20 protein-coding genes are annotated in these 23,532 nt (G+C 39.7%); 5 read left to right on the forward strand and 15 right to left on the reverse strand.

Translation table 11 applies throughout. The features are described 5' to 3' along the window. Positions 1–126: 126 nt before the first annotated feature. From CC97_RS02595 to CC97_RS19435, 3 genes are all read right to left on the reverse strand, one after another. The gene (locus tag CC97_RS02595) at positions 127–804 is read right to left on the reverse strand and encodes a response regulator (protein ID WP_044973595.1); all 678 of its coding nucleotides are present in this window, start codon (positions 802–804) and stop codon (positions 127–129) included. 2 nt (positions 805–806) lie between these two features. Beyond that, entirely contained in the window at positions 807–2,393 is a 1,587-nt protein-coding gene (locus tag CC97_RS02600) for a sensor histidine kinase (RefSeq protein WP_044973596.1), read from the reverse strand. Positions 2,394–3,060: 667 nt separating this feature from the next. Continuing rightward, positions 3,061–4,173, reverse strand: coding sequence for a transposase (locus tag CC97_RS19435; RefSeq protein ID WP_242848101.1), 1,113 nt, complete (start codon positions 4,171–4,173; stop codon positions 3,061–3,063). Positions 4,174–4,539: 366 nt separating this feature from the next. Between CC97_RS19435 and CC97_RS02615 the strand changes: the two genes are divergently transcribed. Both CC97_RS02615 and CC97_RS02620 read left to right on the forward strand, forming a co-directional pair. Further along, complete coding sequence (locus CC97_RS02615) at positions 4,540–4,875, forward strand: hypothetical protein (RefSeq protein WP_049962640.1); 336 nt, start codon at positions 4,540–4,542, stop codon at positions 4,873–4,875. Positions 4,876–4,895: 20 nt separating this feature from the next. Then, a complete protein-coding gene (locus CC97_RS02620; RefSeq protein ID WP_044973597.1) occupies positions 4,896–5,546 on the forward strand; it encodes a hypothetical protein in 651 nt (216 codons plus the stop codon). 110 nt (positions 5,547–5,656) lie between these two features. Here the strand turns inward: CC97_RS02620 and CC97_RS02625 are convergent, their stop codons facing one another. Beyond that, complete coding sequence (locus CC97_RS02625) at positions 5,657–7,252, reverse strand: AAA-like domain-containing protein (RefSeq protein WP_044973598.1); 1,596 nt, start codon at positions 7,250–7,252, stop codon at positions 5,657–5,659. A 107-nt stretch (positions 7,253–7,359) separates the two neighbouring features. Next, the gene (locus CC97_RS19440) at positions 7,360–8,097 is read right to left on the reverse strand and encodes a DUF1810 family protein (RefSeq protein ID WP_081849949.1); all 738 of its coding nucleotides are present in this window, start codon (positions 8,095–8,097) and stop codon (positions 7,360–7,362) included. A gap of 401 nt (positions 8,098–8,498) precedes the next feature. Here CC97_RS19440 and CC97_RS02635 point away from each other — a divergent pair, with 401 nt between their 5' ends. Then, on the forward strand, positions 8,499–10,109 hold the full coding sequence (locus tag CC97_RS02635; RefSeq protein ID WP_044973085.1) for a transposase: 1,611 nt from the start codon (positions 8,499–8,501) through the stop codon (positions 10,107–10,109). A gap of 292 nt (positions 10,110–10,401) precedes the next feature. Here CC97_RS02635 and CC97_RS02640 read toward each other — a convergent pair whose 3' ends face one another. The 3 genes from CC97_RS02640 to CC97_RS02650 form a co-directional block, all read right to left on the reverse strand. Further along, on the reverse strand, positions 10,402–11,247 hold the full coding sequence (locus CC97_RS02640; protein WP_049962641.1) for an ADP-ribosylglycohydrolase family protein: 846 nt from the start codon (positions 11,245–11,247) through the stop codon (positions 10,402–10,404). Positions 11,248–11,321: 74 nt separating this feature from the next. Continuing rightward, entirely contained in the window at positions 11,322–11,786 is a 465-nt protein-coding gene (locus tag CC97_RS02645) for a hypothetical protein (protein ID WP_044973599.1), read from the reverse strand. Positions 11,787–12,008: 222 nt separating this feature from the next. After that, on the reverse strand, positions 12,009–13,475 hold the full coding sequence (locus CC97_RS02650) for a DUF2828 family protein (RefSeq protein ID WP_044973600.1): 1,467 nt from the start codon (positions 13,473–13,475) through the stop codon (positions 12,009–12,011). 488 nt (positions 13,476–13,963) lie between these two features. On the opposite strand from CC97_RS02650, the gene CC97_RS02655 reads away from it, so the two are divergent. Together CC97_RS02655 and CC97_RS02660 are read left to right on the forward strand one after the other, a co-directional pair. Next, entirely contained in the window at positions 13,964–15,223 is a 1,260-nt protein-coding gene (locus CC97_RS02655; protein WP_044973601.1) for a WYL domain-containing protein, read from the forward strand. Further along, positions 15,220–16,203: a WYL domain-containing protein gene (locus tag CC97_RS02660; protein WP_044973602.1), complete on the forward strand. Its 984-nt coding sequence runs from the start codon at positions 15,220–15,222 to the stop codon at positions 16,201–16,203. The genes CC97_RS02655 and CC97_RS02660 overlap by 4 nt, the downstream gene beginning before the upstream one ends. 135 nt (positions 16,204–16,338) lie before the next feature. On the opposite strand, the gene CC97_RS18500 is transcribed toward CC97_RS02660, so the two are convergent. The 7 genes from CC97_RS18500 to CC97_RS02695 all read right to left on the reverse strand — a co-directional run bounded on the left by CC97_RS18500 (position 16,339) and on the right by CC97_RS02695 (position 23,322). Then, the gene (locus CC97_RS18500; RefSeq protein ID WP_049962642.1) at positions 16,339–17,001 is read right to left on the reverse strand and encodes a lysophospholipid acyltransferase family protein; all 663 of its coding nucleotides are present in this window, start codon (positions 16,999–17,001) and stop codon (positions 16,339–16,341) included. Between the two features lie 123 nt (positions 17,002–17,124). Beyond that, a complete protein-coding gene (gene thrB, locus CC97_RS02670) occupies positions 17,125–18,018 on the reverse strand; it encodes a homoserine kinase (RefSeq protein WP_044973603.1) in 894 nt (297 codons plus the stop codon). Between the two features lie 85 nt (positions 18,019–18,103). Next, complete coding sequence (locus CC97_RS02675; RefSeq protein WP_044973604.1) at positions 18,104–18,649, reverse strand: DUF5662 family protein; 546 nt, start codon at positions 18,647–18,649, stop codon at positions 18,104–18,106. A gap of 48 nt (positions 18,650–18,697) precedes the next feature. Then, positions 18,698–19,660, reverse strand: a complete 963-nt coding sequence (locus tag CC97_RS02680) for a radical SAM protein (protein ID WP_242848102.1) — start codon at positions 19,658–19,660, stop codon at positions 18,698–18,700. 133 nt (positions 19,661–19,793) lie between these two features. Then, positions 19,794–20,306 (reverse strand): hypothetical protein, encoded by a 513-nt coding sequence (locus tag CC97_RS02685; protein WP_049962644.1) that lies wholly within the window; start codon positions 20,304–20,306, stop codon positions 19,794–19,796. A gap of 3 nt (positions 20,307–20,309) precedes the next feature. Beyond that, positions 20,310–21,332, reverse strand: a complete 1,023-nt coding sequence (locus CC97_RS02690; RefSeq protein WP_044973605.1) for an AAA family ATPase — start codon at positions 21,330–21,332, stop codon at positions 20,310–20,312. Positions 21,333–21,765: 433 nt separating this feature from the next. Continuing rightward, positions 21,766–23,322, reverse strand: a complete 1,557-nt coding sequence (locus CC97_RS02695; RefSeq protein ID WP_044973606.1) for a transposase — start codon at positions 23,320–23,322, stop codon at positions 21,766–21,768. Between the last annotated feature and the right edge of the window lie 210 nt (positions 23,323–23,532).

The following is a 23,532-nucleotide window of genomic DNA, read 5'->3' on the forward strand; positions in this document are numbered from 1 at the left end:
ACGGTGGTGGTCATTCTTTCGTTTCTGTAAACCAATTATAACACACAAATTTCTGAAAATTCGAGGATAATTTGAAAATAATAAAAAAGCAGTGAACGTCTTGTTCTTTGACGTTCACTGTATTCCCTAACTTTTCTTCAGAGTGTAGATCATGCACGGCCGGCCGCCGGTCTCATAATTCATTTTTCCGCTTATGAACCCCTGCTCGATAAGATAGTTCATATATCTTCGCACCGTTACTCTTGAAAGATTTACTTTATCAGCAATTTCTTCACCGGTAAATTCCGAAGATGAATTATTAAGCAGAAACATTTTTATCGTGTCGAGAGTCTGATCCTGAATGCCTTTCGGAAGCAACGCTGATTCACGTACTGCTGAATTACCGATCAAGCTGTCTATATGATGCTGTGAAAAAGATGAAAGCTCATGAAAAGTATTTTTCATAGCAAGAAATTTTTCCAGTGCCTGCTGGAAACGGTCATTGAAAAATGGTTTGACAAGATAATCTACCACGCCTAGACGAACGGCTTCTTCAATCGTTTTTCCGTCATTTGCAGCTGTGACCATGATAACTGAGGCAGGTATGTTTTTGCCTCTGATCATCTTCAGAAATTCCAGTCCGTCAGTACGCGGCATGTACACGTCAAGAATTATAAGATGTATTTCATGGCTCTCCAGATATTCCAGAGCCGACTTGCCGTCTCTGCACACTTCAGCAACATGAAATTTCTTATTCTCATTTACGTACTGTCTGTTTATCATAGCGACCATCGGATCATCTTCCACTATCAGAACTTCGTACATTTTCAAGCCCCCTTACTTTTCAGTACAACAGAAAAAGACGTACCTGTATTCTTTTCCGAATCCACATTTATAGTTCCGCCGTATTTATTCACAATACTTCGGACCTGATACAAACCTGTACCATGTCCGCTGCCTTTAGTAGTATATCCGTTTTCATATATCTTACCGATATCCTCTTCTGATATTCCTTCACCAGTATCATCCGTATTTATTATAAGAGTTCCTGAATCAGTAAAAATACCTACTGACAGTTCTTTCGGCGGTTCGTCTTTCAGGTTCATGGAATCCATAGCATTTTCAATAAGATTACCGATAACAGTTACAAGATCTCCTGACGGAAGCGATATATCTTTTCTTGACAGATGACTTCCCGGTTCAAGACTGAACTGTATATCCAGTTCAGAAGCTCTGGCATATTTTCCAATCAGAAGTGCCGCCACTGACGGATCTTCAATATTTTTCATTATATTATGAATAATATTCTGCTGAATAGATGTTATACCGGAAATATACTCACATGCTTTTTTATTTTCACCCATATGGATAAGTCCGAGGATCACGTGCAGTTTATTGGTGAAATCATGATTATTCGCCCTCATAGATTCAACAAGATACCGGACGCCGGAAAGATCCTCCATAAGCTTGGTAAATTCCGTCCTGTCTCTGAGAATACACAGTCCTCCGTATACTTCAGAATTCTTGGAAAGCGGAAACAAATCTGCAAGTATATCCGCTCCGTTTGAGCTGCATACTGATATACTGTTGAGTTTTTCACCTTCAAGAACAGATGAAACAGGCAGATCCTGCGTGATATCTGATAATAAACTGCTCTGCTGATTTTCCGGTATGTCAAACATTTTTTCTGCAGCCTTATTCATATAGACAACTGTTCCCTCTTTATCAAATTCAATAATTCCTTCTTCGAGTGATTCAAGGATATTGTTTCTGAGTGAATACATAGCTGAGAATTTATCCGGCTCATAGCCCTGAAGCTGATTTTTTATGTTATCTGCAAGTCTGCGTGAGAGAATAACGGAAAGTATAATAAGAAATACAGCTGAAAGCAGATGAATGAGTATGATCGTAATTATACGGTGCCTGATATTATCAGTGAGCATGACAGCCAGAACAAAGCCTTTATAATTGCCGTCTTCATCATAAACAGCGGCATACGCACGTCTCTGTGGTCCTGACGGTCCGGTATCAGAGGTTACATACAGACGGCCTGACGATGAAAAATCCGGAATCGTGCCGTCGTATGCAGTTCCTATAAGTTCAGGATTTGAATGATATCTTCTTATATTATCCGAATCAATAACAGATATGACATCTATACTTAAAAGTGATTTTTTCAGACTGTCAAGATAATCGGTCATGGAATACAAATCAGACTCATTACCTTCATCTTCTGTCATAAAACGCGACTGAGCAATAGTCTGAGCCATATTCTCAAGGTTTTCATCGATTCTCATTATATCTATTCTTACATTTACAGCAATGCTTATCAGCGTTATACAAAGTGTTGACACCGCAACCAGAACACTCATGGTTTTTATAAACCTGCTTCGGATGTTTCCCGTTTTTCTCATCTTCAGATATTCTCTCCTTATTTCAGAATCATCATATGATTAGAGCGTCAAAACAGCGATTTTGACTTTTCAAAATTCCAATAGAATCTTGAAAATTTAATATTATTACAAATTATGGATATATCGAAACGTAAATCTCAATATTTAGTAGCTTTCCTTACTCATTTTTCAGGCTATTACCGCATTTTGGGCGCGGCATGCCGAGCCTTGCATGAATTTGCAAAACTTCTGGATGTTCATAGCAGTTACTTTAGCTCCAAAGAATAGTTTCTTTCGAATCATACCTCTTGCCGGTATTTTGTCAACATGATATTTTCTTCGAAGAATGGATGGAAGTGATTCAACACCATTTCGGAATTTAGTTAAGTCACTAAATTCTTTTGTAGAACGTTTTCTCTGTTGCTGAGCTCTGTTTTTACTTTTTAATGAGACTGTTTTCTTACAAACCTTTACTCTCAAGTTAGGTTTACATTCATTAAAGTGTGGACAGTTTTCGCACTTTTCTTTATCGAAGGATGCTACACACTGCCCTGTCTTTTTATTGTAGCTGCAGCTTATTGGTTCATGTCCTCCGGGACACTTTAAGATCTGTGTTCCGTCTTCACTGAATTCAAAATCAGCATTGATATCTGGTGTTTCTTTACCAGTAAGATTAGTGTTTACAATTTCAATGTTTTTTTGATTTTGCTAATGCTTCATCAGCTGTATATGCACCGTCAGCTACTATTACTGTGCGGTCGTCTTCCGGCTGAGAATTCATTCTTTCCATTGCATCATTGATGAATTTCTTATCACTGTAATTGTTTGCTTCAAACTGAAAATCAGTTACAAGCGTATCACCGTTTTCATTTGATGATTCTACTAAATTTGCAGCGTATCCTATATGATTTTTACCTGCTTTATGGCGAAATGTTGCTTCCGGATCCGCAGGATTCTGAAGTATTGAAGAATCCATACTTGAATCGTCTGCATCTTTAAGCTGACGGATTCCGTTAGGATATATGTTAGTCTGCTCATTGAGAAAGCGTACCAGCAATTTATATGCACTGCTGTCTTCAATATCTTCATCACACAGGTTCATCAGAATTTTTGCATCTTCAAGAATAGTTACAATCTTGCTATCAACAGATTCACTACGATTATGATATACTACTTTATTTCTGTCATCTACATCAGCATAATGCATGTATTCCAAAGGCACTTCTGCATTACTGCGTTTCATCTCTTTTACAAGGTTTGAAACACATGTATAAAGCAGTTCGAGACGCGACATTTTCTTCACATTTGCAGATATCATCATGCTATCCATACGTTTAAGATGATGATCTATTCCCATAACAAGCGCCATAACATCTGTTATTTCTTTTTCCGTATTTTGTATGAGATCTATTCCTGTTTCAATTTCATACATTGCTAATCTTTCACGAAATCTTCCAAGACTTCTGTCACTAAGGGGCTGTTCATCAAATGATGTTGTGTGAAGTGCATACTGATATCTTATGTCAAACAGCAATGATTCAAGAAATTCATCATCGGACTGTCCTGTTAGCTGCTGAATGAATATTGCGCCTACGAGAACGTTTACCGGAGTATTTGGACGCGATAATTTTTCGCTGTAAAGAACCGCATACGGTGTTTCATCTATTGCAGGAAATACTTTTTCAGCAAATACTTTTGCCCATGATTTTTCTAAAAATCTGCGTTCTCTTTCTGTTAAATTCAGCGTGGAATCGAACATTGATATTTGTTCATTCCTTAAATCGTTTGCTACGAATGACATTTCTTTTTCCTCCGAAATTTGATACTTCTATTGTACCATATTTCGCGTTTTCATTTGTTGTAATAATATTAAATTTTCAAGATGCTTTTGTTGGCTCAGATTGGTCTTACCCTTTTGACGCCCGAATCATCATATAAGAATTATAGCATATTTTCAATGTCTTTTGAACAGACTATGACTTTTGTAAGTAAAAAAAAACGAGGCCGTATCACGTATTTTCCGCCAACAGAAGCAGTTTTACCAGATCCTTTAGTTACTTTTGAAGATGCCGTTTAAACTTTTCTATGTTATATAGTTTCATATAATTGCCAGTTCACTTCCTTTGTATTAAAATATAATCAAAGAAACAGAAAGGATCTGATAAAGATGAATACATTCGCAAGTATAATGGAAATGATGATGGTGGTTTGCTTCGGAATATCATGGCCGCTCAACATCGTAAAAGCATGGAACTCAAGAACCGCAAAAGGAACAAGTTTACTGTTCTATTCTTTCATTTGGATCGGTTATGCATTCGCTCTCATAGGAAAGTTTATTACAATACACAATAACGCACCAGCTCCGTGGTATGAAACCGTTCACTGGTATGTTATGTTCTTCTATGTACTGAACGTTATTATGGTAACAGCAGGTATAGGAATCTATTTCAGAAACAAAATTATCGACAGCAAATCAGGCAGACTTGAATTAAAAGCCTCTTAAATAAGAAAGGAGTAATCATTATGGAAAACACAATCAAAACAGGCCTTTTCAGCAGAAGAAAAGACATCACACTCACATCAACAGATGCCGTATCTTCCAAACCTGAAGTTCCGGAAATATATTCAGCACAGACTGAAAAATATATAAAGCTCAACAGAATCGCACAGAATAACGGAATCGTCCTTTTAGGTTCAGATTTCTTCAACAGCATGCCGGCCTGTGAACTGAAACAGGCATTAGGATTCGACTGTTGCCTTTACAACAGAAGTTTTGACGGTCTCACAGCTGCAGATTCTGAAGCTGTCTATACAAATGTGATCGCTGATATGCATCCGTCAAAAATTCTTATCCAGCTTGGTGAAACTGATCTTGAACGCGGATTCAGATCTATTCCTGAAATAATCAGTTCATACAGAAACCTTATTGCTTCGATCAGAAAACACGATAGAAAATGTGAAATAGTTATCGTTTCAGTATGCGAAAACAATTCAGGTATCCAGCCGGAAGAATTCAACAAGCAGCTTGAAAAGCTTGCTGATGAAAATAAATGCAGTTTTGCTGATATCAGTGCAGCATTTTCAAATGATGCTCCTGACATCAAGGCTTTCAGTCTCCTTAAGCGTTTTATGCGCGACAGGATCACATTCTGCGAAGCTATGAATATGATATAACCACTCCAAAAAATATAAAAAGCCAGCATATTATTTCACGTTTATGTGATAATGATATGCTGGTTTTTTGTTATAGTGACGCACAAAAGACTTATACGTTCAACATAATTCTATACAATTCCTTCAAAAATGACCTTTCCGTTAATATTAAGGCGTTCAACTCCCGGTTTCTTATTACTGTTAAAACTGAAACTCAGTAAATATCCTGTATCAAGTCCGAAACGATCAAGATATTCACATATCTGTTTCTCTCCTTTTTCATTGTACCGGTCTCCGTGCCAGATTTTCAGTTCGATCACATATCTTCTTCCGAGATAGTGGATCACAACATCCATACGACGATGATCTCTTGTCTGTTCCTCAACGCTGTATGTTCCGGTACCGTTGATAATCGGAGCAAGATATGTTAAGAACCGTTCTCGGCCTTCTTCTTCAAGAAATTTCTCATTATCATCCTTATGAATGATGTTATGATCTCTGATAAAATGCTCCATTATTTTCGGAACATTCAGCCATCCGTTTTCATCTATAAATATAGATCTGGAGTCAGAAGCACTTTTCCTAAGATCTGAATTCTTTCTGCTTTCGCCGATGAAATATACATACAACCGCATTTCAAAGATTCTGTTTGCAACAGCAACGGTATTATGATTATTATAGATAAATCCGTACATGCGCAGCTGTTTCTGTTCCTCATCATCAGGAAGATACGCAATAGTATCGCCTTTAAGTATGATATTTCTGAGCTGATCCTTAAGTTCAGGAGTTTTTTCAAGTTTTACCATTGCTGACTCAAAGAAAGAATTGTCCTCTGAAAGGATAAGACGGACTGCCTCATCTATACCGGCAACAGTCCATGCCTCAGAAAGAGAAGCGAAATATTTCGGAACAAGTTTCGTATCAATGATCTGACAAATACGGCTCACAAAATACGGGAATCCGTTTGTATATTTTCTTATTTCCTTTGCGATAACTGCCGTATTCATTCCGGTTTTATGATCAGATTCATATTCATCCAGCATTTTCATGATGCCTTCTTCAGGAAGACTCATGTCAATATCAAAATCTGTTGCGATATTCCACGGACTGTTTAGTTTATGTTCTTTTTCCGGTCTGATATTTAACTGAAGATGTTTTATATCATGCACTCCGGCAAGTATAACTGAATGGAATGTAAGCGTGCCTTTGATATTACGGCTGGTATACCCATCCCTGAGCTGTGCAAGAAAATCAAGAAAGACCTGATTGTTTGATGCAGAGTCAACTTCATCGATAATCAGAACAACAGGTTTGTCGGAATTTTTAATCCATCTTTTGAAGATACGGAACAGATCATCCATCTTGACTTTTTCCACATCTGCATCGTTCAGTTTTTCAAGAACATCCAGTATATCTTCAGGAACAGGAACATCTTCAAATTCATGTAAATCAATGATCAGTCTGGCTAACGCCTGCGAAAAAACAGCTCCGTTTTCAAAAACATCCTTATCTATCCCCTGAAAATCCAGGAACAACACGAGATAATCATTCTGCAGAACCTTATACAGTTCTGACAAAGTAGTCGTTTTTCCGTACTGTCTCGCACGATTGATCGTGAAATACTTTTTGTTATCAACAAGTTTTCTGATCTCATCTATTCTGTCCTGAATGTCAACCATATAGTGCTCATCAGGATTGCAGGCAGATGTCGTGTTGAACTCCTTCATTGAACATTTTCTCCCTTCATTTCAGATTGTCTGTTTTTTTATTATACCATTTTTGGAGTGGATAATTCAAGAGAATCATAAAAACGATGTTTTAAGGCTACGAAATTTTATATCAGATCAAGTGTACGCGTATCTTCCGATCCCATACAGAATTTATCGAGGACTTTTACGAAAAGCTCATCTTCCGGAACAACGTATTTAAACAGCGTCATGCATGATCGAAGCTTGTAGCAGTCCGGATCGCCGAATACCACCATCGGGTCGTTCTCGTCAATATCAAGGAGAATAGATGTTATCTCACGGAGACGTTCGCCGAGAACCGGGTGATCATAGTAATCGCGTGCTTCGGTAAGATCCTTTATCGAAAAATACGCAGTTGTGGAACTCATTCCGAGTCCGGCTATCTGCGGGAACACATACCACATCCAGCAGGAACATTTCATACCGCGTTTTATTTCGGCAAGTGCAGTTTCATACGTGTCGCCGAAACCATATCCGCCATCATGTGCATCGATAAATCGCTGAAGCTCGGTGCATCTCAGCTCGATTCCAAGAACGCCGTATTTCTCCTGATTCTCCTTTGAATAAAATGCATCCATATCCTCAGGAGCAGCATTTTCATCGGGTCCGTATCCGAATTTCTCCTTTGGAAATGCAGCAAACAGCTCTTTAAATGAACTGTATTTATGAAGTGCGGTAACACGGGTCTGGATTTTTTTCGCCGGATCATCCGTAAGAGAAAACTCAATAAAATCTCCCACGCTGACCTGCTGACATTTCTCATCGTTCAGACGAAGTTCAATAGTCTTGCTGCCTGATTTTATACTTTCAAACGGTTTTTGAATTTAATTTCATTTTATGAAGCATGTTTTTTCTCCTCCCTTTGCAGTTCTTATGATTTTTTATTATACCATCCCGGACATCAATAATTCAATAGTAATATTTTGCGCCAGAGGCGCATTAAATTTGAAGCGGAGCCGCAGCTCCGCTTCCTCCTTTTATCGGAACGCCTTCGGCGTGCTATTTTAACAAACTCCCTATGATATCCGAAAAATATTCCTTCAGCGGTAATGTAGCTCCGGAATGCTTTCCGCCAGGTACACTTCTGAAATTTGAATGATTCGGGCGTCAAAAGGGTAAGACCAATCTGAGCCAACAAAAGCATCTTGAAAATTTAATATTATTACAACAAATGAAAACGCGAAATATGGTACAATAGAAGTATCAAATTTCGGAGGAAAAAGAAATGTCATTCGTAGCAAACGATTTAAGGAATGAACAAATATCAATGTTCGATTCCACGCTGAATTTAACAGAAAGAGAACGCAGATTTTTAGAAAAATCATGGGCAAAAGTATTTGCTGAAAAAGTATTTCCTGCAATAGATGAAACACCGTATGCGGTTCTTTACAGCGAAAAATTATCGCGTCCAAATACTCCGGTAAACGTTCTCGTAGGCGCAATATTCATTCAGCAGCTAACAGGACAGTCCGATGATGAATTTCTTGAATCATTGCTGTTTGACATAAGATATCAGTATGCACTTCACACAACATCATTTGATGAACAGCCCCTTAGTGACAGAAGTCTTGGAAGATTTCGTGAAAGATTAGCAATGTATGAAATTGAAACAGGAATAGATCTCATACAAAATACGGAAAAAGAAATAACAGATGTTATGGCGCTTGTTATGGGAATAGATCATCATCTTAAACGTATGGATAGCATGATGATATCTGCAAATGTGAAGAAAATGTCGCGTCTCGAACTGCTTTATACATGTGTTTCAAACCTTGTAAAAGAGATGAAACGCAGTAATGCAGAAGTGCCTTTGGAATACATGCATTATGCTGATGTAGATGACAGAAATAAAGTAGTATATCATAATCGTAGTGAATCTGTTGATAGCAAGATTGTAACTATTCTTGAAGATGCAAAAATTCTGATGAACCTGTGTGATGAAGATATTGAAGACAGCAGTGCATATAAATTGCTGGTACGCTTTCTCAATGAGCAGACTAACATATATCCTAACGGAATCCGTCAGCTTAAAGATGCAGACGATTCAAGTATGGATTCTTCAATACTTCAGAATCCTGCGGATCCGGAAGCAACATTTCGCCATAAAGCAGGTAAAAATCATATAGGATACGCTGCAAATTTAGTAGAATCATCAAATGAAAACGGTGATACGCTTGTAACTGATTTTCAGTTTGAAGCAAACAATTACAGTGATAAGAAATTCATCAATGATGCAATGGAAAGAATGAATTCTCAGCCGGAAGACGACCGCACAGTAATAGTAGCTGACGGTGCATATACAGCTGATGAAGCATTAGCAAAATCAAAAAACATTGAAATTGTAAACACTAATCTTACTGGTAAAGAAACACCAGATATCAATGCTGATTTTGAATTCAGTGAAGACGGAACACAGATCTTAAAGTGTCCCGGAGGACATGAACCAATAAGCTGCAGCTACAATAAAAAGACAGGGCAGTGTGTAGCATCCTTCGATAAAGAAAAGTGCGAAAACTGTCCACACTTTAATGAATGTAAACCTAACTTGAGAGTAAAGGTTTGTAAGAAAACAGTCTCATTAAAAAGTAAAAACAGAGCTCAGCAACAGAGAAAACGTTCTACAAAAGAATTTAGTGACTTAACTAAATTCCGAAATGGTGTTGAATCACTTCCATCCATTCTTCGAAGAAAATATCATGTTGACAAAATACCGGCAAGAGGTATGATTCGAAAGAAACTATTCTTTGGAGCTAAAGTAACTGCTATGAACATCCAGAAGTTTTGCAAATTCATGCAAGGCTCGGCATGCCGCGCCCAAAATGCGGTAATAGCCTGAAAAATGAGTAAGGAAAGCTACTAAATATTGAGATTTACGTTTCGATATATCCATAATTTGTAATAATATTAAATTTTCAAGATTCTATTGGAATTTTGAAAAGTCAAAATCGCTGTTTTGACGCTCTAATCTTTGAATTATCAAACAGATCCTTTGTGAACTGGTGATCTCCGAGAATCTCGTCTTCTTCACCGACAATACACCTCCGTTTCGTGCAAGGCACTTATATGGTTTTGCTGTCATCTTTTATCATACAAACCATCCGCTACCTTAATAATCAGATCGTGCAGCTCTAGACGCTCCTTGTGTTTCTGAGGAATAGCATTGTAGCCGATGTATGCTCCGAGGATATTTCCGCAGACTGCTCCTGTTGAATCGCTGTAAGTGTGTCCTTTTCTGTTTCCGCAAGCTGAACAGCTTTCCGCATGATCACCGAAAAGTCAGCTATATGCTGCGCTGTCGGAAACAGCTTTTCCATCGCTGTGATAGAATCATTTATGGCAGTTTTTAGCGGTACATCGCTTTCTGTAACTGCTCTGATGATATGTGCCAATGCAGCGGCGGGAATAAAGCCAAGATCATGACCGTGCGTCAGTGCTGCTACTTCTGCGGCAAGCATATCCGATTCTTCGTAAGAAGTATCAGTATCAGCGAAAAACAGTCCTATCGGTGCAACACGCATGACTCCACCGCAGCCTTTGCTGTCGTTGATCGGAGTTTCCACTGTGCCGTTTGCACCTGCCTCGATCTCTGTCATGCAGGTCATTCCAGGGCATCTTCTATGGAACAATTCCGGTACACGCATCAAGTGTGAATGATGCTGTATACCCTGCACAGGGTATATTTCTTTCTGTGTCTGATACCAATACTGATACATCTCCCTGATACTACTTATGTAATCAGGATATACGCCTTTGTTTCCTGCAAGCAGCATACCTTCCGCAGTAAACAGGGTCATCTGTGTATCATCCGATATTTCGGCGACATCATCGTCCAATATCAGATCATACTCTGTGATGCCCTCCTTGCCGTACTCGGAGAAAATCTCATCTTCACGTTTGAATTCGACTGCATATCCCAGTGCATCTCCGGCTGCCCCACCTATGAGACAGCCACGGAATTTATCAATATTGCCCATAGACTCCTTTTTTAATAATAAACGTATATCACTCGTTTATCATGCCTAAAAGCCCTTCTTCTAAAATATCGTTATCATTGTCCAGATAGAAATAGATTTTCGAGAGCATCGAAAACCTTGTGATATACAACCTGATTTGGATAGTATCTGTAATCCGTAAAGATATCTATTCCGTTATGGAAGAAGAATTCCTTTATCGCTGCTGCAGTAGCGGCACTGCGGCTCTGTCCATATTCGCACTGACAAATGATATCCTTCCCGCTCTGATAAGCTTCGTAAATGAACTCGGCGAGATCATTTGCATTCGGAAAGAAGCTTTCGTAGGTATAGCCCTTTTCCGGAAGATAATCAAGGTCGAGATCATCAAGTTCACAATAGAATACATCATTGCAAACATTGCTGTAATCGACATGAGTATAGTCTTTGTCAATATGATTCAGCTCCGGATCGTAATAAGAGATCACAGCCGTATTCTCCGGAAAATCTCCTCTTCTGATGATCTCTTCAATTGCTTCTCTTGAATATACTGATACGTTCATTAAACCACCCTTTCACAAAGTGTTCATACAATATCCGATCATTATTGTTTACCGAGTATTTTGATTATATCATATATATGTATGAAAATTCAAAGATATCAGCAAAAACTGAAAATTCTACGTTATAAACAAATACAGAGCCATTTATATGTTCATACAGACACGGAAAGCGGAGCCGCAGCTCCGCTTCTGTATTTCTGTTGTGTCGTATTATTGCCCCGCTTAGCCAACCTTCGCATATCGTTCGCACATTATCGCTCTGTCCATGACGAGTTCCGGAGTTATTTCTCCGCCCATCATGAGGTCGAAGAGTGACGGTGAGAAGCCGGATACCAGGGCGGTACCGTTTGTCCCCAGCTTCACAGGGAAGTTTGTCTGCATGCTGTTTACATTCCAGAAAACTACCTGCGGAAGCTTGTAGCCGGCATTCTCGTACATCTGACGCATTGTGTCGTAGAGTGTCTGGTCGTTGCCTCCTTTGATACATCCGTCGAATTCCATATCGGAAATGATGAACATTTTCGAAGGTATTTCCTCGCAAGGAACATTGTTCTTCACAGCTGTGCCAAGGATGAGACGGAACACCGCTTCGAGGTCGGTATTTGCTACCTCGTTATACGACTGGCAGTAACGAACTTTTTCCGTGATGTCCTGACCTGTTACCTCAACAAGCTGCGGATGCATCGAAAATGTTATGAAGTGATTTGCAAATGCCCCTTTGTTGTGCTCTGCAAAATATATGCCGAGTGACAGTGCTGCGTCTATCGGACGAACACTGTTTCTTGCACATGTCATTGAGCCGGATCCGTCGATCACGGCAATGGCATTTTCTTCGCTGTTGGCATATGAAGGGAGGTTCTTCCACGTGAGATCGAGCATCCAGCGTTCCTTGTGATCCATATCGTAGTTCGTAAGACACTTACGTACTACATCATACGGATAGAGCGTATCTGCATGCATCGTTACGGTGCCATGCTCTACTGCCTGCAGGAAATTGGTGTATCTTTCCCCGTCGTTACGAATGAATGCTTTTCGGTACTTGAACATCGCACCGGATGACTGCTTGCTGTAGTCGAAGGTGTAGTCTGCAGTACGGAGACGGTTCTCGATAATATCCGAGTTCTTACGGAGTTTCGAGAGAGTCTTACGGTATTCGCTCTCGGACATGCCGAGAAGCTTTGCGATGCGGCGGCCGTTTTCGCGTGTCTCCTTTGATGAGGCGTTTACTGACGGAAGCCACTTTGCAAGAAGCGAAACCTGTCCGTCTTCTGACATGGACTTACAGTCAGCAGAAAGCTGTCTCTTTATTATCTCCACTGCTTTCTGCTCGCATGGTGTTCCAAGAAGAGCGCAGAGGTCGTCGTATCTTCCGTATTCGCAGAAATATTCCGCATTACGAAGAACTGCATCCGGAACTTCTTTTGCAAGAAGCTTAACAGCCTCACGGAAGAATCTTCTTTCGCCAAGGCCACCGCGGATATCACGTGCAAAGAAGATAATCTTCATTGTACGTACCGGATCTTCCGCATATGCACGGCGTACTGCTGCGGCGATATCCTCAGAAGAGGCATTTCTCATAGCGCCTGCACGGAAGAACAAATCGAGACATTCCGAATTACTTGTCGAATATGTCTTAGCGCCGTTGAATGTGTTTTTGACAGTTGATTCGTTCTTTAATAATTCTAACATAACAATTCTCCTCTTCTGATTTTTTATTTATTTAATTTATATTCTTTCCATAATCATGTCTGCTTAAAACAGACGCTCTGAAACAGCAAGGTTCCTTCCAAACAATTAAAAATGATAATGCTGTATGTACTTTTTTCAAAGTACAACCATTATATATTTTTTCATCAATATAGGCTCGGCTGTATGCACCTTTTTCAAGGTGCGAGCAGTTTATAGATTCTTTTCAAAAATATAGCTTGGCTGTACGCACATTTTTCAACGTGCAATTGAATTTGTAACCTGTACCTTTTCCACGGTGCCTGTCTTATAGACATCTTCAATTTTCAGTTGAAATAAGAAACTGCTGTATGCACCGTATCTCCGTTTCAGAGCGTGTTCTTAGTATAGCACAAACAAATCGGATTTCACGGAGAAAAAGCTGCGACATCTCATGACCTTGAAAAAATTGCTGTAATAAGGTATACTTATCATACAAGGGAGGGATTTTGGTGAGCACATTTTCTGAACTTATCAAAACATTCAGCCGTACCCGCGACTATGTGCGGGACTTTTTTATCTACGGCTGCAAGGTTCGTGATGATTTCAAACACAAGAGCAGCCGAACTTATGACGACGAACGCCGACGCACGGAAAGCTGGCTCGGTGACTATATAAATCATGATGATTCAAAACGAGGCAGACAGATAAGCATGTCGGTGGACAGCGGACATATAACTGAAAACCCGCTGTATCAGGCTTACTACGCAAAGAGTTTCACGGATAACGACATAAAACTTCATTTCTTCCTGATTGACCTTCTTGCAAACGGAAAACAGTTTACTTCACAGGAACTTACTAATCTTCTTTTTAGGAAATACGATTTTTATCTCGATGAAAAAACTGTCCGCACAAAACTTAAGGAATATTCAGACGAGGGACTTTTCATCTGTGAAAAGGAAGGCAGAACACCGTATTACAGTATTTCACCGGATACTTTCGATGAAATGTCCGGACGTTATCCCGGACTTAAAGATGCTGTAAGATTCTTTTCCGAGATACAGCCTTTCGGGGTTATCGGAAACAGTATTCTTAAAAGCTGCGATATGCAAAACGACAGATTTATCATGAAGCACAACTACATCGCCCGTACTCTGGAAGATGACATACTCCTTGATATTCTTGAAGCCATGCGTTCTGAACGTTCAGTAAAACTTAAAATCTTTCCGGCACGTTTATATCTTTCAGAAAACACAAAGGAACTGAACCGGATCTGCGTTCCGATGAAGATAAGCACATCTGCCCAGACCGGACGGCGATATCTGATAGTATATACGCCGAATAAGAACAGCTTTGATTCCATAAGGCTCGATTATATAAAAGAGGTCAAACCGGATGAACCGTGTCCGGAATATTCAGCTCTGATCGAAAAGCTGAATGAAGAACTCACGCACGTTTTCGGCATTTCATTTTCCGGAAGAAACGGTACGGAGGAGATAACTCCTCTGCGCATAACGATGCATATTTCTCCTGAGGAATACTACATTTTCGACCGTGTGAAACGTGAAATAAGATACGGAAAAATTGAGCAGACCGGCGAAAACACCTATCTGCTCACGCTTGATATATATGATCCAAAAGAAGCTGTTCCGTGGATAAGGACATTCACCGGAAGGATCATTTCGGTTGAAGGAGAAACTGAAGAGATATGCAGACAGTTCCGGACTGATACCGAGGCCATGGCCAAGCTCTATGGGGAGGTGCAGGCATGAACATATTTCATGAGATATACGGCACTTACTTCCGTATCGTAAAACACCTGCTTAAGCGCAGACGCATGACGGAATCAGAACTGAATTCGGTTATAATCGATGAAGGATACCGCGACTCGTGCCTTTTCCTGCAGCCGAGACTGATACCTAACGCTGACGGATCTGACTGGGGACTTTTCCGGAAAAACGATGACGGAACACTTTCTGCCAACACAAAGAACGATCCGCAGTCTCCTCTCACTCTCCTTCAGAAAAGATGGCTCCGCACAAAGCTTGATGATCCGCGTATCCGTCTGTTCCTGTCGGATGATGAGTACTCCGGTCTTACGGAAGAACTAAAAGATACTGCTCCTCTTTACACTTATGAGATGCTTTATTTCTACGACCAGTTCAGTGACGGTGATCCGTTTGAAGACAGGAAATATAAAATGCATTTCCGTGAGATACTTACTGCACTGCGCGAACGAGAGATACTTGATGTGTCATACCGTTCAGGGAAAGGCAATGGAAAGCGTCTGCGCGTTGTCCCGTTCTACATCGAATACTCAGAGAAGAATGACAAGATTCGTGTCCACTGCATTTTTCCGTTCAGTGAGCAGAAAGAGAATTTCATCATACTCAATATCGGACGTATTCTTTCACTGAAACGCACAGGAATTTTCTTTTCAGGTGAAATTGATTCAGAGGCATGCTTCCGCCAGACCCGCTGTGAAGAACCGGTCACTGTCCGCATAAATCCGGAACGCAACGCTCACGAAAGATTTATGATGGAATTTGCGCCGTATGAAAAGCGCACAGAACTTGATACGGAAACCGGAGTGATGACAGTACAGCTCTGGTACGACAGCCTCGATGAAACTGAAATACTCATCCGCCTGCTCGGATTCGGTCCGATGCTTGAAATTGTTTCGCCGCCAGATTTCCGCAAACAGGCCGTCGAAAGAATAAAAAGACAGTGCGAAATTATGAAGAGTGAATAACAGAAAAACTATCGTTAAAAACAAATCCGCATATTCCAGAGTCCACGCATTACGTGAACCGGGATATGCGGATCTTATTGTATGTCGTTTTAATCATTGATAAGCTAAATTGATCAATGGAAATTGCTTTCGTATTTACATCTCCTCAGTCTGCCGTCTGAGCTCATCGGTGATCTCCTGTGCTGACTTTCCTTCCGGATCTATCGGATCGCCGAAGATGATCTTCAAGTCGTATTTTTCAATGTTTTCGATATCAAAAAGTCTCGGCAGTCTGTTTGTTACCGGATAGATCTTGCCGGAACCGATTATGCGGACCGGGACTGTTTTTACTCCTGTATTCTTTGAGATAAGTGCTGCTCCCTTTTTATACTCACCGAGGTTTCCGGATCTCGTTCTTGTGCCCTCAGGATGAATGAGCAGGAGTTTTTTCTTTTTCTCTATGAGATAAGCGGCTCTTCTCAGTGCACCGGAAAAATCGCCCTTACGGTCAACAGGTATGCCGCCGGAAACGCGGAAAATGAATTTTTCAAGCGGATCATCAAGGTGTTCCGCAGCTATCAGTGCGCACATGTCGTCGATGGAATAGCATTCACTCAGCGCTGCCCATACCCACATGCAGTCAAGATCACTTTCATGATTCGGACAGATGATGTATTTTTCAAACGGATCTATTTTTTCAAGACCTGTAACTTCAAAATGATACATGTGTCCGGTAAGTTTTACAAACGCATCAAAGAACAGATAGTCCCTGTATCTTCTTTCAAGCGGATAACGTCCGTACTTTCTTTTTTTATCCATCATGGCCCTCCCTTTATTTTTAACACGATCAGTTTTCCGGGCAAGTGCCCTTGGTGAAGGATACCTGTGAAACATTAACAGACATTTCTCACTGAAAACCAGCCGGCTTTATGATACTTTTCTTTATTCGTTAATTATCTTCGTGCCTTCGTTATCGATGAGAAGATCGTGTACCTTCCAGCCGTGGATGCCTGCATTTTCAAGCGAGAATTCCATCTTGCCCTTGAAGAATGTATTTTCCTCATCAACTATTGCCATAAGTGTAGGACCTGCGCCTGAAACATAAACGGCGTAGGCACCGTGAGTATAGGCTGTGTCAAAAACGTCGCGGCAGTGCGGAATAAGTTCCATTCTGTACGGCTGGTGAAGCTTGTCGTGTACAGCAGTGCGCAGATTCTCGTATTTTCCGGTAAGAAGTGATGCCGAGAAAAGTGCCGCTCTTGAAAGATTATAGACAGCATCCTTATGTGAAACTTCCTTCGGCAGACAAGCTCTTGCCTTTTCCGTCTTAAGTTCGAATTCAGGGATCATTGCTTCAAAATGAAGCTTTGTATAAACCTCCTGCTTTACCCAGTGGACTTTTCTTCCGTCGAAAACAGCCGTTACTATACCGCCGAGAAGTGCAGGCGCTGTGTTGTCCGGATGTCCTTCTATCTGGGCTGCCAGGTCAACAAGATCATCCTGAGTAAGCGGATTTCCGAGAAGATGATTTGCACCTGCAAGTCCGGCAACGATACACGCTGAAGATGAACCAAGCCCTCTTGCCATAGGTATGTTGTTTGTCTGGATTATTTTAAGTCCTTCAAGTTTTCTGCCGCAGATCTCGTAAAGATCCCTTGCAGCAACGTATATCATATTAGTCTCATCTGCCGGAACTTCTATTCCGTCAGCAGATGTTATGTCGATACGGTCCGATTCCTCCATTTCCACATAGTTGAAGAAACCGAGAGCCAGTCCCAGTGCGTCAAAGCCTGCACCAAGATTGGCACTTGTTGCAGGTACTCTGATCTTTATCATCAGAAGATCTCTCCTTATATGTATTTCCGGAAAATGTTTTACGGGACTTCACCCCACGCTGAATTATGAACAGATCAGCGTTTTATTATTTCTCCGGATAGTCTTTAAGATTTCTTATATATTCAAATGTCGCGTCTTCGCCCTTTTCAGCCAGCATGGTAAGAAGCATTTCAATAAGGTCTGAAGTTTCCTGATGAATAGAACGCTTTCCCTTTGCAAGCATGAAATATTCAAGCGGTGCCGAATCGGTATACTTGTCCTTTTTATAGATCTTGCTGGCTGCAACCCTGTCACAGAACATTTCCTTAACGTACTTTACCGGCATGCGTACAGGTATAGGCAACCTTGTCTTGTAGTCGTAATCGCTCCAGTACTCAAAGTGATGTCTGTTTCTGCCCTTGTGATGCATCCACGCATACGAGAACCCATAAGTTTCACGTTCCCCCTCATGCGGCGAACGTGTACCCTGAAAGTATTTCACACCATTAAAAAACTCACACGGTGAAAACTTCGAAAGATCATGTGTAAGTCCCTGCCAGACAATGCCCGCCTTTATGCAGTGCAGAAAAACCTGATGTCTGTGTCTGGTCACCGTTTTAAGATGACCTGTAAACCGTTCAAAAAAATTCATTGCTATTCCCTTCTGTATTCCTAATGATACTGAGCGTCAAATTCAGCCCTATGAACAAGACGGAGTCGTCAAACTTATCCCCCTCCCCTCGGGGATGGGGTTGGGGGTGGGGGCAATCCCCGTACCGTCAAAACAAGGAATAAAACTCTCAGACGCTGCCTCCCCGTCCTGAATGAAAGCATTCTCCACACCGAGTCCGACTGCAAAATCTATTACGGAATCATACTCCTCATCCATTACCTTACGTCCAAGTTCCGGATAGTCTTTAAACTCTCTTACAGGAGTATACTGATTCATTATGCTCATAAATATATCATGACGGTATTTTTCAAACAGATATCCAATCACCTCTTTTGATTCCTCTGCATGATCCGGAAGGATGAGATGCCTAACTATTATCCCCCTCTTCATCATGCCCTTATCATCGAATACCGGTGTACCGACCTGTGAAAACATAGTGTCCAGAGCTTCCTTAGCCTTTTCCGGATAGTCAGCCGCATTCGAATACCGCTTTGCAGTTTCACTTCTTATATATTTGAAGTCGGTAAGATAAATATCCACCGTACCGTCAAGAAGCTTTATCGTCTCAGTCTTTTCATATCCGCTGCAGTTATACACCACCGGAAGCGTAAGTCCGTTCTTTCGCGCCTCCGCCACCGCATTTATCACCGAAAGCGTATAATGGGTCGGCGTTACAAGATTTATATTATTTGCTCCCTTTTCCTGCAGTTCAAGGAATACTTCCGCAAGGCGTTCGTCAGTGATCTTAACGCCGGAACTGCAGTCTGAAATGCTGTAATTCTGGCAGTAAACGCATTTAAGCGGACAACCTGAGAAAAAAACTGTTCCCGAACCGCTCTCACCGGAAATGCACGGTTCCTCCCACATATGAAGTGAAGCCCTGCCGGCAACCACCTCTGCCGGAGCACCGCAGTAACCAGTGCCGTGTGTCCTGTCCGCCCCGCATTCACGAGGACAGAGTCGGCATGACACAAGTGATGGATCGTTCATTTTAATCAGTCCCATTTTATGTTTTTACTAATATATAATAGCCTATTTTATGGGATTTGTCAATTTTGATGACAGCGTTCCGGGACTAAAAAACAACGCTGAGTTCCCGGTTTTCTCAGCGTTATTTTTTATATTATACTTTATTCTGCTTAAACGGTTTGTCAGTTCTTGAAATAGGCATTTCAGGATGACTTTTATTCCACTCATCTATAGAAACTATAGAAAAATCATTTATAAGCTTTCCTTTATCAAATCTTTTCTGAAGTCTGAACGGAAGCTTTTTGGATATCTTATTTCTAAGTATTTTTCTGGTAACAGCATCGTCATCAGGAAATTCCAGTACAAAAATATAATCAACCGGCTTTTCTTTCTGCATAAGCTTAAGGTAGTGAAGTGAATCATAATACTTTTCAGAAACTTTATTAACTGTCTTTTCATCGCATGGATTAAAGGACTGACCTGATGAATAGACTGTTCCGTTTTTATATTCAACAAACAGAATTCTGTCTTTAGTTTCAATGATCCAGTCAACATCTGAAAGAAGTGATGCAGTATCGTCGAGATACATCTGATGATGTTCATCAGTCGCCCACAAAGCTTTATTGCAGTCAATCTGATAATATCCGTTCTCCTCTGTAAAAATCATCTGTTAATGTACCTCCGAATTATAGACTTCATCCAGAAGTTTTTCAAAAGAACTTATCAGAATATTATTGTGCAGTTCTGAAAACTTTGCAGATGATTCTGAAGCAGCAAATTTTCCGTCTTTATTTAAGGAAATATACATAACGCTGTCTTCATCTCTGCTTCTTATCTCAAAATATTTAGCAAGAATATAACTGTGCGTGGATATAAATATCTGAACACCATTTCTTTGAAGTTCAAGTAAAATATCAGCGATTACCGGAATATACTCCGGATTTATATTTGCTTCCGGTTCATCCCAGAAAAGAACATCACCGCTTTTAAGAGCACCTTGTTTTATAAGCTGCCAGAGAAGTGCCATTTTTCTGATACCTTCAGCTACAAGATTGAACTCCTGTTTGTTCTGGCCTTTTATGTAATACTGATCTTTCTGATTATCATATAATACTTTTCCACCGATAATACTCTCTATTTTCTTAAGCATATCCCCGGAATCAGTGCTGTCTCCATCTCCGGAAACATCAACTTTTACCATATGCAGAAGATCAGTATAAGTATCATCAAATCTGACATTATCACGTTCCACTGCTGAAATTAGGGTATAACAGTTCGAAAGAATTTCCTTTGCAGGAATGTACACACTGTTGGCACCTGAAAATATTTTTTCCCAGCTTTCCTCACCTGTAACCTTAGCATCAAACTTTTTGGTTTTAGCATCAAAGCTAAGTCCTAACACCTCTGATTTGCTTTCTTCTGAAGCATAGACGGCAATGTCTGTTTTCTCGGATTTTTTTCCTTTTGATATCAGAGCTGAAAGCTTATAGTCATCCGGAAGCATGGTTCTTGCCAGCTTATATGCAAACGGCGTCTTTTCATTTACTGCCTGACACGATGCATACAAAAGCTTCATGATATGTGTTTTTCCAGTTCCGTTTTCGCCTATAAAAATGTTTATCCCCCGTGAAAACTCTAATGAACTTTCACTGAAAACAGTGTAATTTTTCAAATTCAGTTTATAAATTTTCATTTTAATCTCTCCGTGCCTGTTTTCCTGTATTACATATTATTTTACCATATCACACTATTGATTTCAAGCAAGTTAATGGATTTGAGAGTTACGCAGAATGATTGCATCCCAATTCTCTCTATACAAATAATATATATTTTATGCGTTTAAATTATTTCTGTAAATATAATTATAAAATAATCATTATTCATTGTAATGATAAGCAAATTTTTTTATTCGTTTTTTGTAATTTCTATGAATAGCCTTATAAGCTTATTAGATGATATAATAATTATAACCTTTATGAAAGTAGGAATTATTATGGATGAAAAAGAAAAGGAAAAAATAATAACATTATTAAAAAGCAAGGATAATGAAGATAAAATATACCATCTCAATATTCCGAAAGAATATCAAAATGATATCGATATTATCCTAAGTTCCCGAGAATTTTTTAGTCTACATTATCAAGCAGACGTTTTATAGAAACAGGACATTGAATTTTAAAAGCCTTGTATGCATCGTTCATTTTCTTAATCGGTTCTGTTGTTACAAATTCCTTGTCATACACGATGGCATGCTGTTCATGTAAATTCATAAACACAGATTCAGTTGTCAAGGCAGTATTTCTTAGCTTGTCACTCATCATTTTAAGTACAACAGTTGCAATAAAAGTCAACATCAAATGCCCACGTAATGTTGCTTCTGACTCTACGTTAATCGGAAGTATTTTACCTCCCTGTTTGCATAGCTCAAATATTTTTTCAACCTGATCACGCATATAATAAAGAGGCAGTATTTTTTCGACTGCAACTTTTCTGGTTGATACAATCACAAATACTCCTTGCCTTTGTAAATCATCATAAATATCTGATGCTGTAAGACTTTCATCTTCAGCTCTTGCAATAGCATTTTTCTGTCCTTCATTGTATGCCGTCATATCCTTACACAGGAAAGCGTATGCTTTACGATTTTCTTTCTGACCTATTTCACATGGAACGCATTTGATATAGATAAGTCGTTTGTTGAATATCACTGCATTTTCCTTAATCATCAGATTATTAAGATGTTCACTTACGATTCGTTTGTACACCTTGAAATTACTTTTCATTCGAGCCATAAAAGAAATTCCTGAATCAAGAAGTGCATCGGCATTTACTCCTGTATAATATCCGGCATCAAGAATCGCAAATTTGGTATTTATGCCATTCGCTTTTAGTTCAGCTATAGTTCTTGTTATTGTACTTACATCGATAACATTACCTGCAACATATCTGAAAAACAACGGCATTCCAGTGTGCTGCTGAACAACGTAAATGAGCCTCAGTTCCTCACTGATTATTCCGTTATGATTGCTTACGGCGGTTAATGGAAAATGTATAGAATTTGGAAGCCCTGAACTATCAATAAGTATACCGTCATCAATTTCATTTGATTCATCTGCGTCTTTTTTTAAGGAAAGAAACTTAAAGTATTCCTTGAAGAAGTGGCGCTTAGCATCTTCACTGCCTATATCAGCGAGTGCATCGCTTATTCTCTGAGATGCCATCTGTGCTTTAGGATAAAGATATCTGGCATATGTAAGTTCCCACCAGTCTTCTGCATGACAGTTGGAGTATGTTGTTAATATGTAGTAAGCAACCAGCGCATGAAGGGTATCCTGATTTTTATAATTGATTGCATTCACTGCTGACATAATTCCACTTTTGTTCATGAATGAATCAAGTAAATATATATCTCCGAAAGATACTATCAGAACTGGACGTTTTTGATACTTTGTTTTTCGCTGGTCTTTTGGCTCTTCAAAATCTGCTGAAACAGAACTGTATGAATCTGTTGCAAGATCGTATTTAAACAACCCTCTTTCACGATTTTTGAATATACCATTTTCCTTGTCTATTACTCTTCCGAGATATATTTGTTTGCCTTTTGAAACACTTTTTCCTTTTCGAACAGATGCAGTCACTGTTCCATATTCTTTACCGTTTACGATATTATAGTTTATATACATGATTCCCTCACAGCAAATGATGTAGACTAAATTTATTATATCTACATTATATCATTTTTCATGTCAGAAATCAAGTGGATATTCAAATAAATTACGTATCTGCGTGAATTATCATGCGCTTGTAACTACAATCCTGTGATGTAGACTAAGAAAAACCCGGGAACTCAGGATTATTAAATTAGAACGTAAACTTGGTGAAAGGAAAATAGT

Origin of the sequence: Ruminococcus sp. HUN007 (assembly GCF_000712055.1) — a bacterium.
Classification (GTDB): Bacteria; Bacillota; Clostridia; order Oscillospirales; family Ruminococcaceae; genus HUN007.

Bases quoted from the DNA above. Each gene is read 5' to 3' on its own strand.
- CC97_RS02675 (WP_044973604.1), bottom strand. From the start codon at position 18,649: ATGAATTTTTTTGAACGGTTTACAGGTCATCTTAAAACGGTGACCAGA.
- CC97_RS02635 (WP_044973085.1), top strand. From the start codon at position 8,499: ATGTCATTCGTAGCAAACGATTTAAGGAATGAACAAATATCAATGTTC.
- CC97_RS02685 (WP_049962644.1), bottom strand. From the start codon at position 20,306: ATGATTTTTACAGAGGAGAACGGATATTATCAGATTGACTGCAATAAA.
- CC97_RS19435 (WP_242848101.1), bottom strand. From the start codon at position 4,173: ATGTCATTCGTAGCAAACGATTTAAGGAATGAACAAATATCAATGTTC.
- CC97_RS02615 (WP_049962640.1), top strand. From the start codon at position 4,540: ATGAATACATTCGCAAGTATAATGGAAATGATGATGGTGGTTTGCTTC.
- CC97_RS02690 (WP_044973605.1), bottom strand. From the start codon at position 21,332: ATGAAAATTTATAAACTGAATTTGAAAAATTACACTGTTTTCAGTGAA.
- thrB (WP_044973603.1), bottom strand. From the start codon at position 18,018: ATGATAAAGATCAGAGTACCTGCAACAAGTGCCAATCTTGGTGCAGGC.
- CC97_RS02660 (WP_044973602.1), top strand. From the start codon at position 15,220: ATGAACATATTTCATGAGATATACGGCACTTACTTCCGTATCGTAAAA.
- CC97_RS02680 (WP_242848102.1), bottom strand. From the start codon at position 19,660: ATGAACGATCCATCACTTGTGTCATGCCGACTCTGTCCTCGTGAATGC.
- CC97_RS02625 (WP_044973598.1), bottom strand. From the start codon at position 7,252: ATGAAGGAGTTCAACACGACATCTGCCTGCAATCCTGATGAGCACTAT.
- CC97_RS02620 (WP_044973597.1), top strand. From the start codon at position 4,896: ATGGAAAACACAATCAAAACAGGCCTTTTCAGCAGAAGAAAAGACATC.
- CC97_RS02595 (WP_044973595.1), bottom strand. From the start codon at position 804: ATGTACGAAGTTCTGATAGTGGAAGATGATCCGATGGTCGCTATGATA.
- CC97_RS02600 (WP_044973596.1), bottom strand. From the start codon at position 2,393: ATGAGAAAAACGGGAAACATCCGAAGCAGGTTTATAAAAACCATGAGT.
- CC97_RS02650 (WP_044973600.1), bottom strand. From the start codon at position 13,475: ATGTTAGAATTATTAAAGAACGAATCAACTGTCAAAAACACATTCAAC.
- CC97_RS02640 (WP_049962641.1), bottom strand. From the start codon at position 11,247: ATGGGCAATATTGATAAATTCCGTGGCTGTCTCATAGGTGGGGCAGCC.
- CC97_RS02645 (WP_044973599.1), bottom strand. From the start codon at position 11,786: ATGAACGTATCAGTATATTCAAGAGAAGCAATTGAAGAGATCATCAGA.
- CC97_RS02695 (WP_044973606.1), bottom strand. From the start codon at position 23,322: ATGTATATAAACTATAATATCGTAAACGGTAAAGAATATGGAACAGTG.
- CC97_RS18500 (WP_049962642.1), bottom strand. From the start codon at position 17,001: ATGGATAAAAAAAGAAAGTACGGACGTTATCCGCTTGAAAGAAGATAC.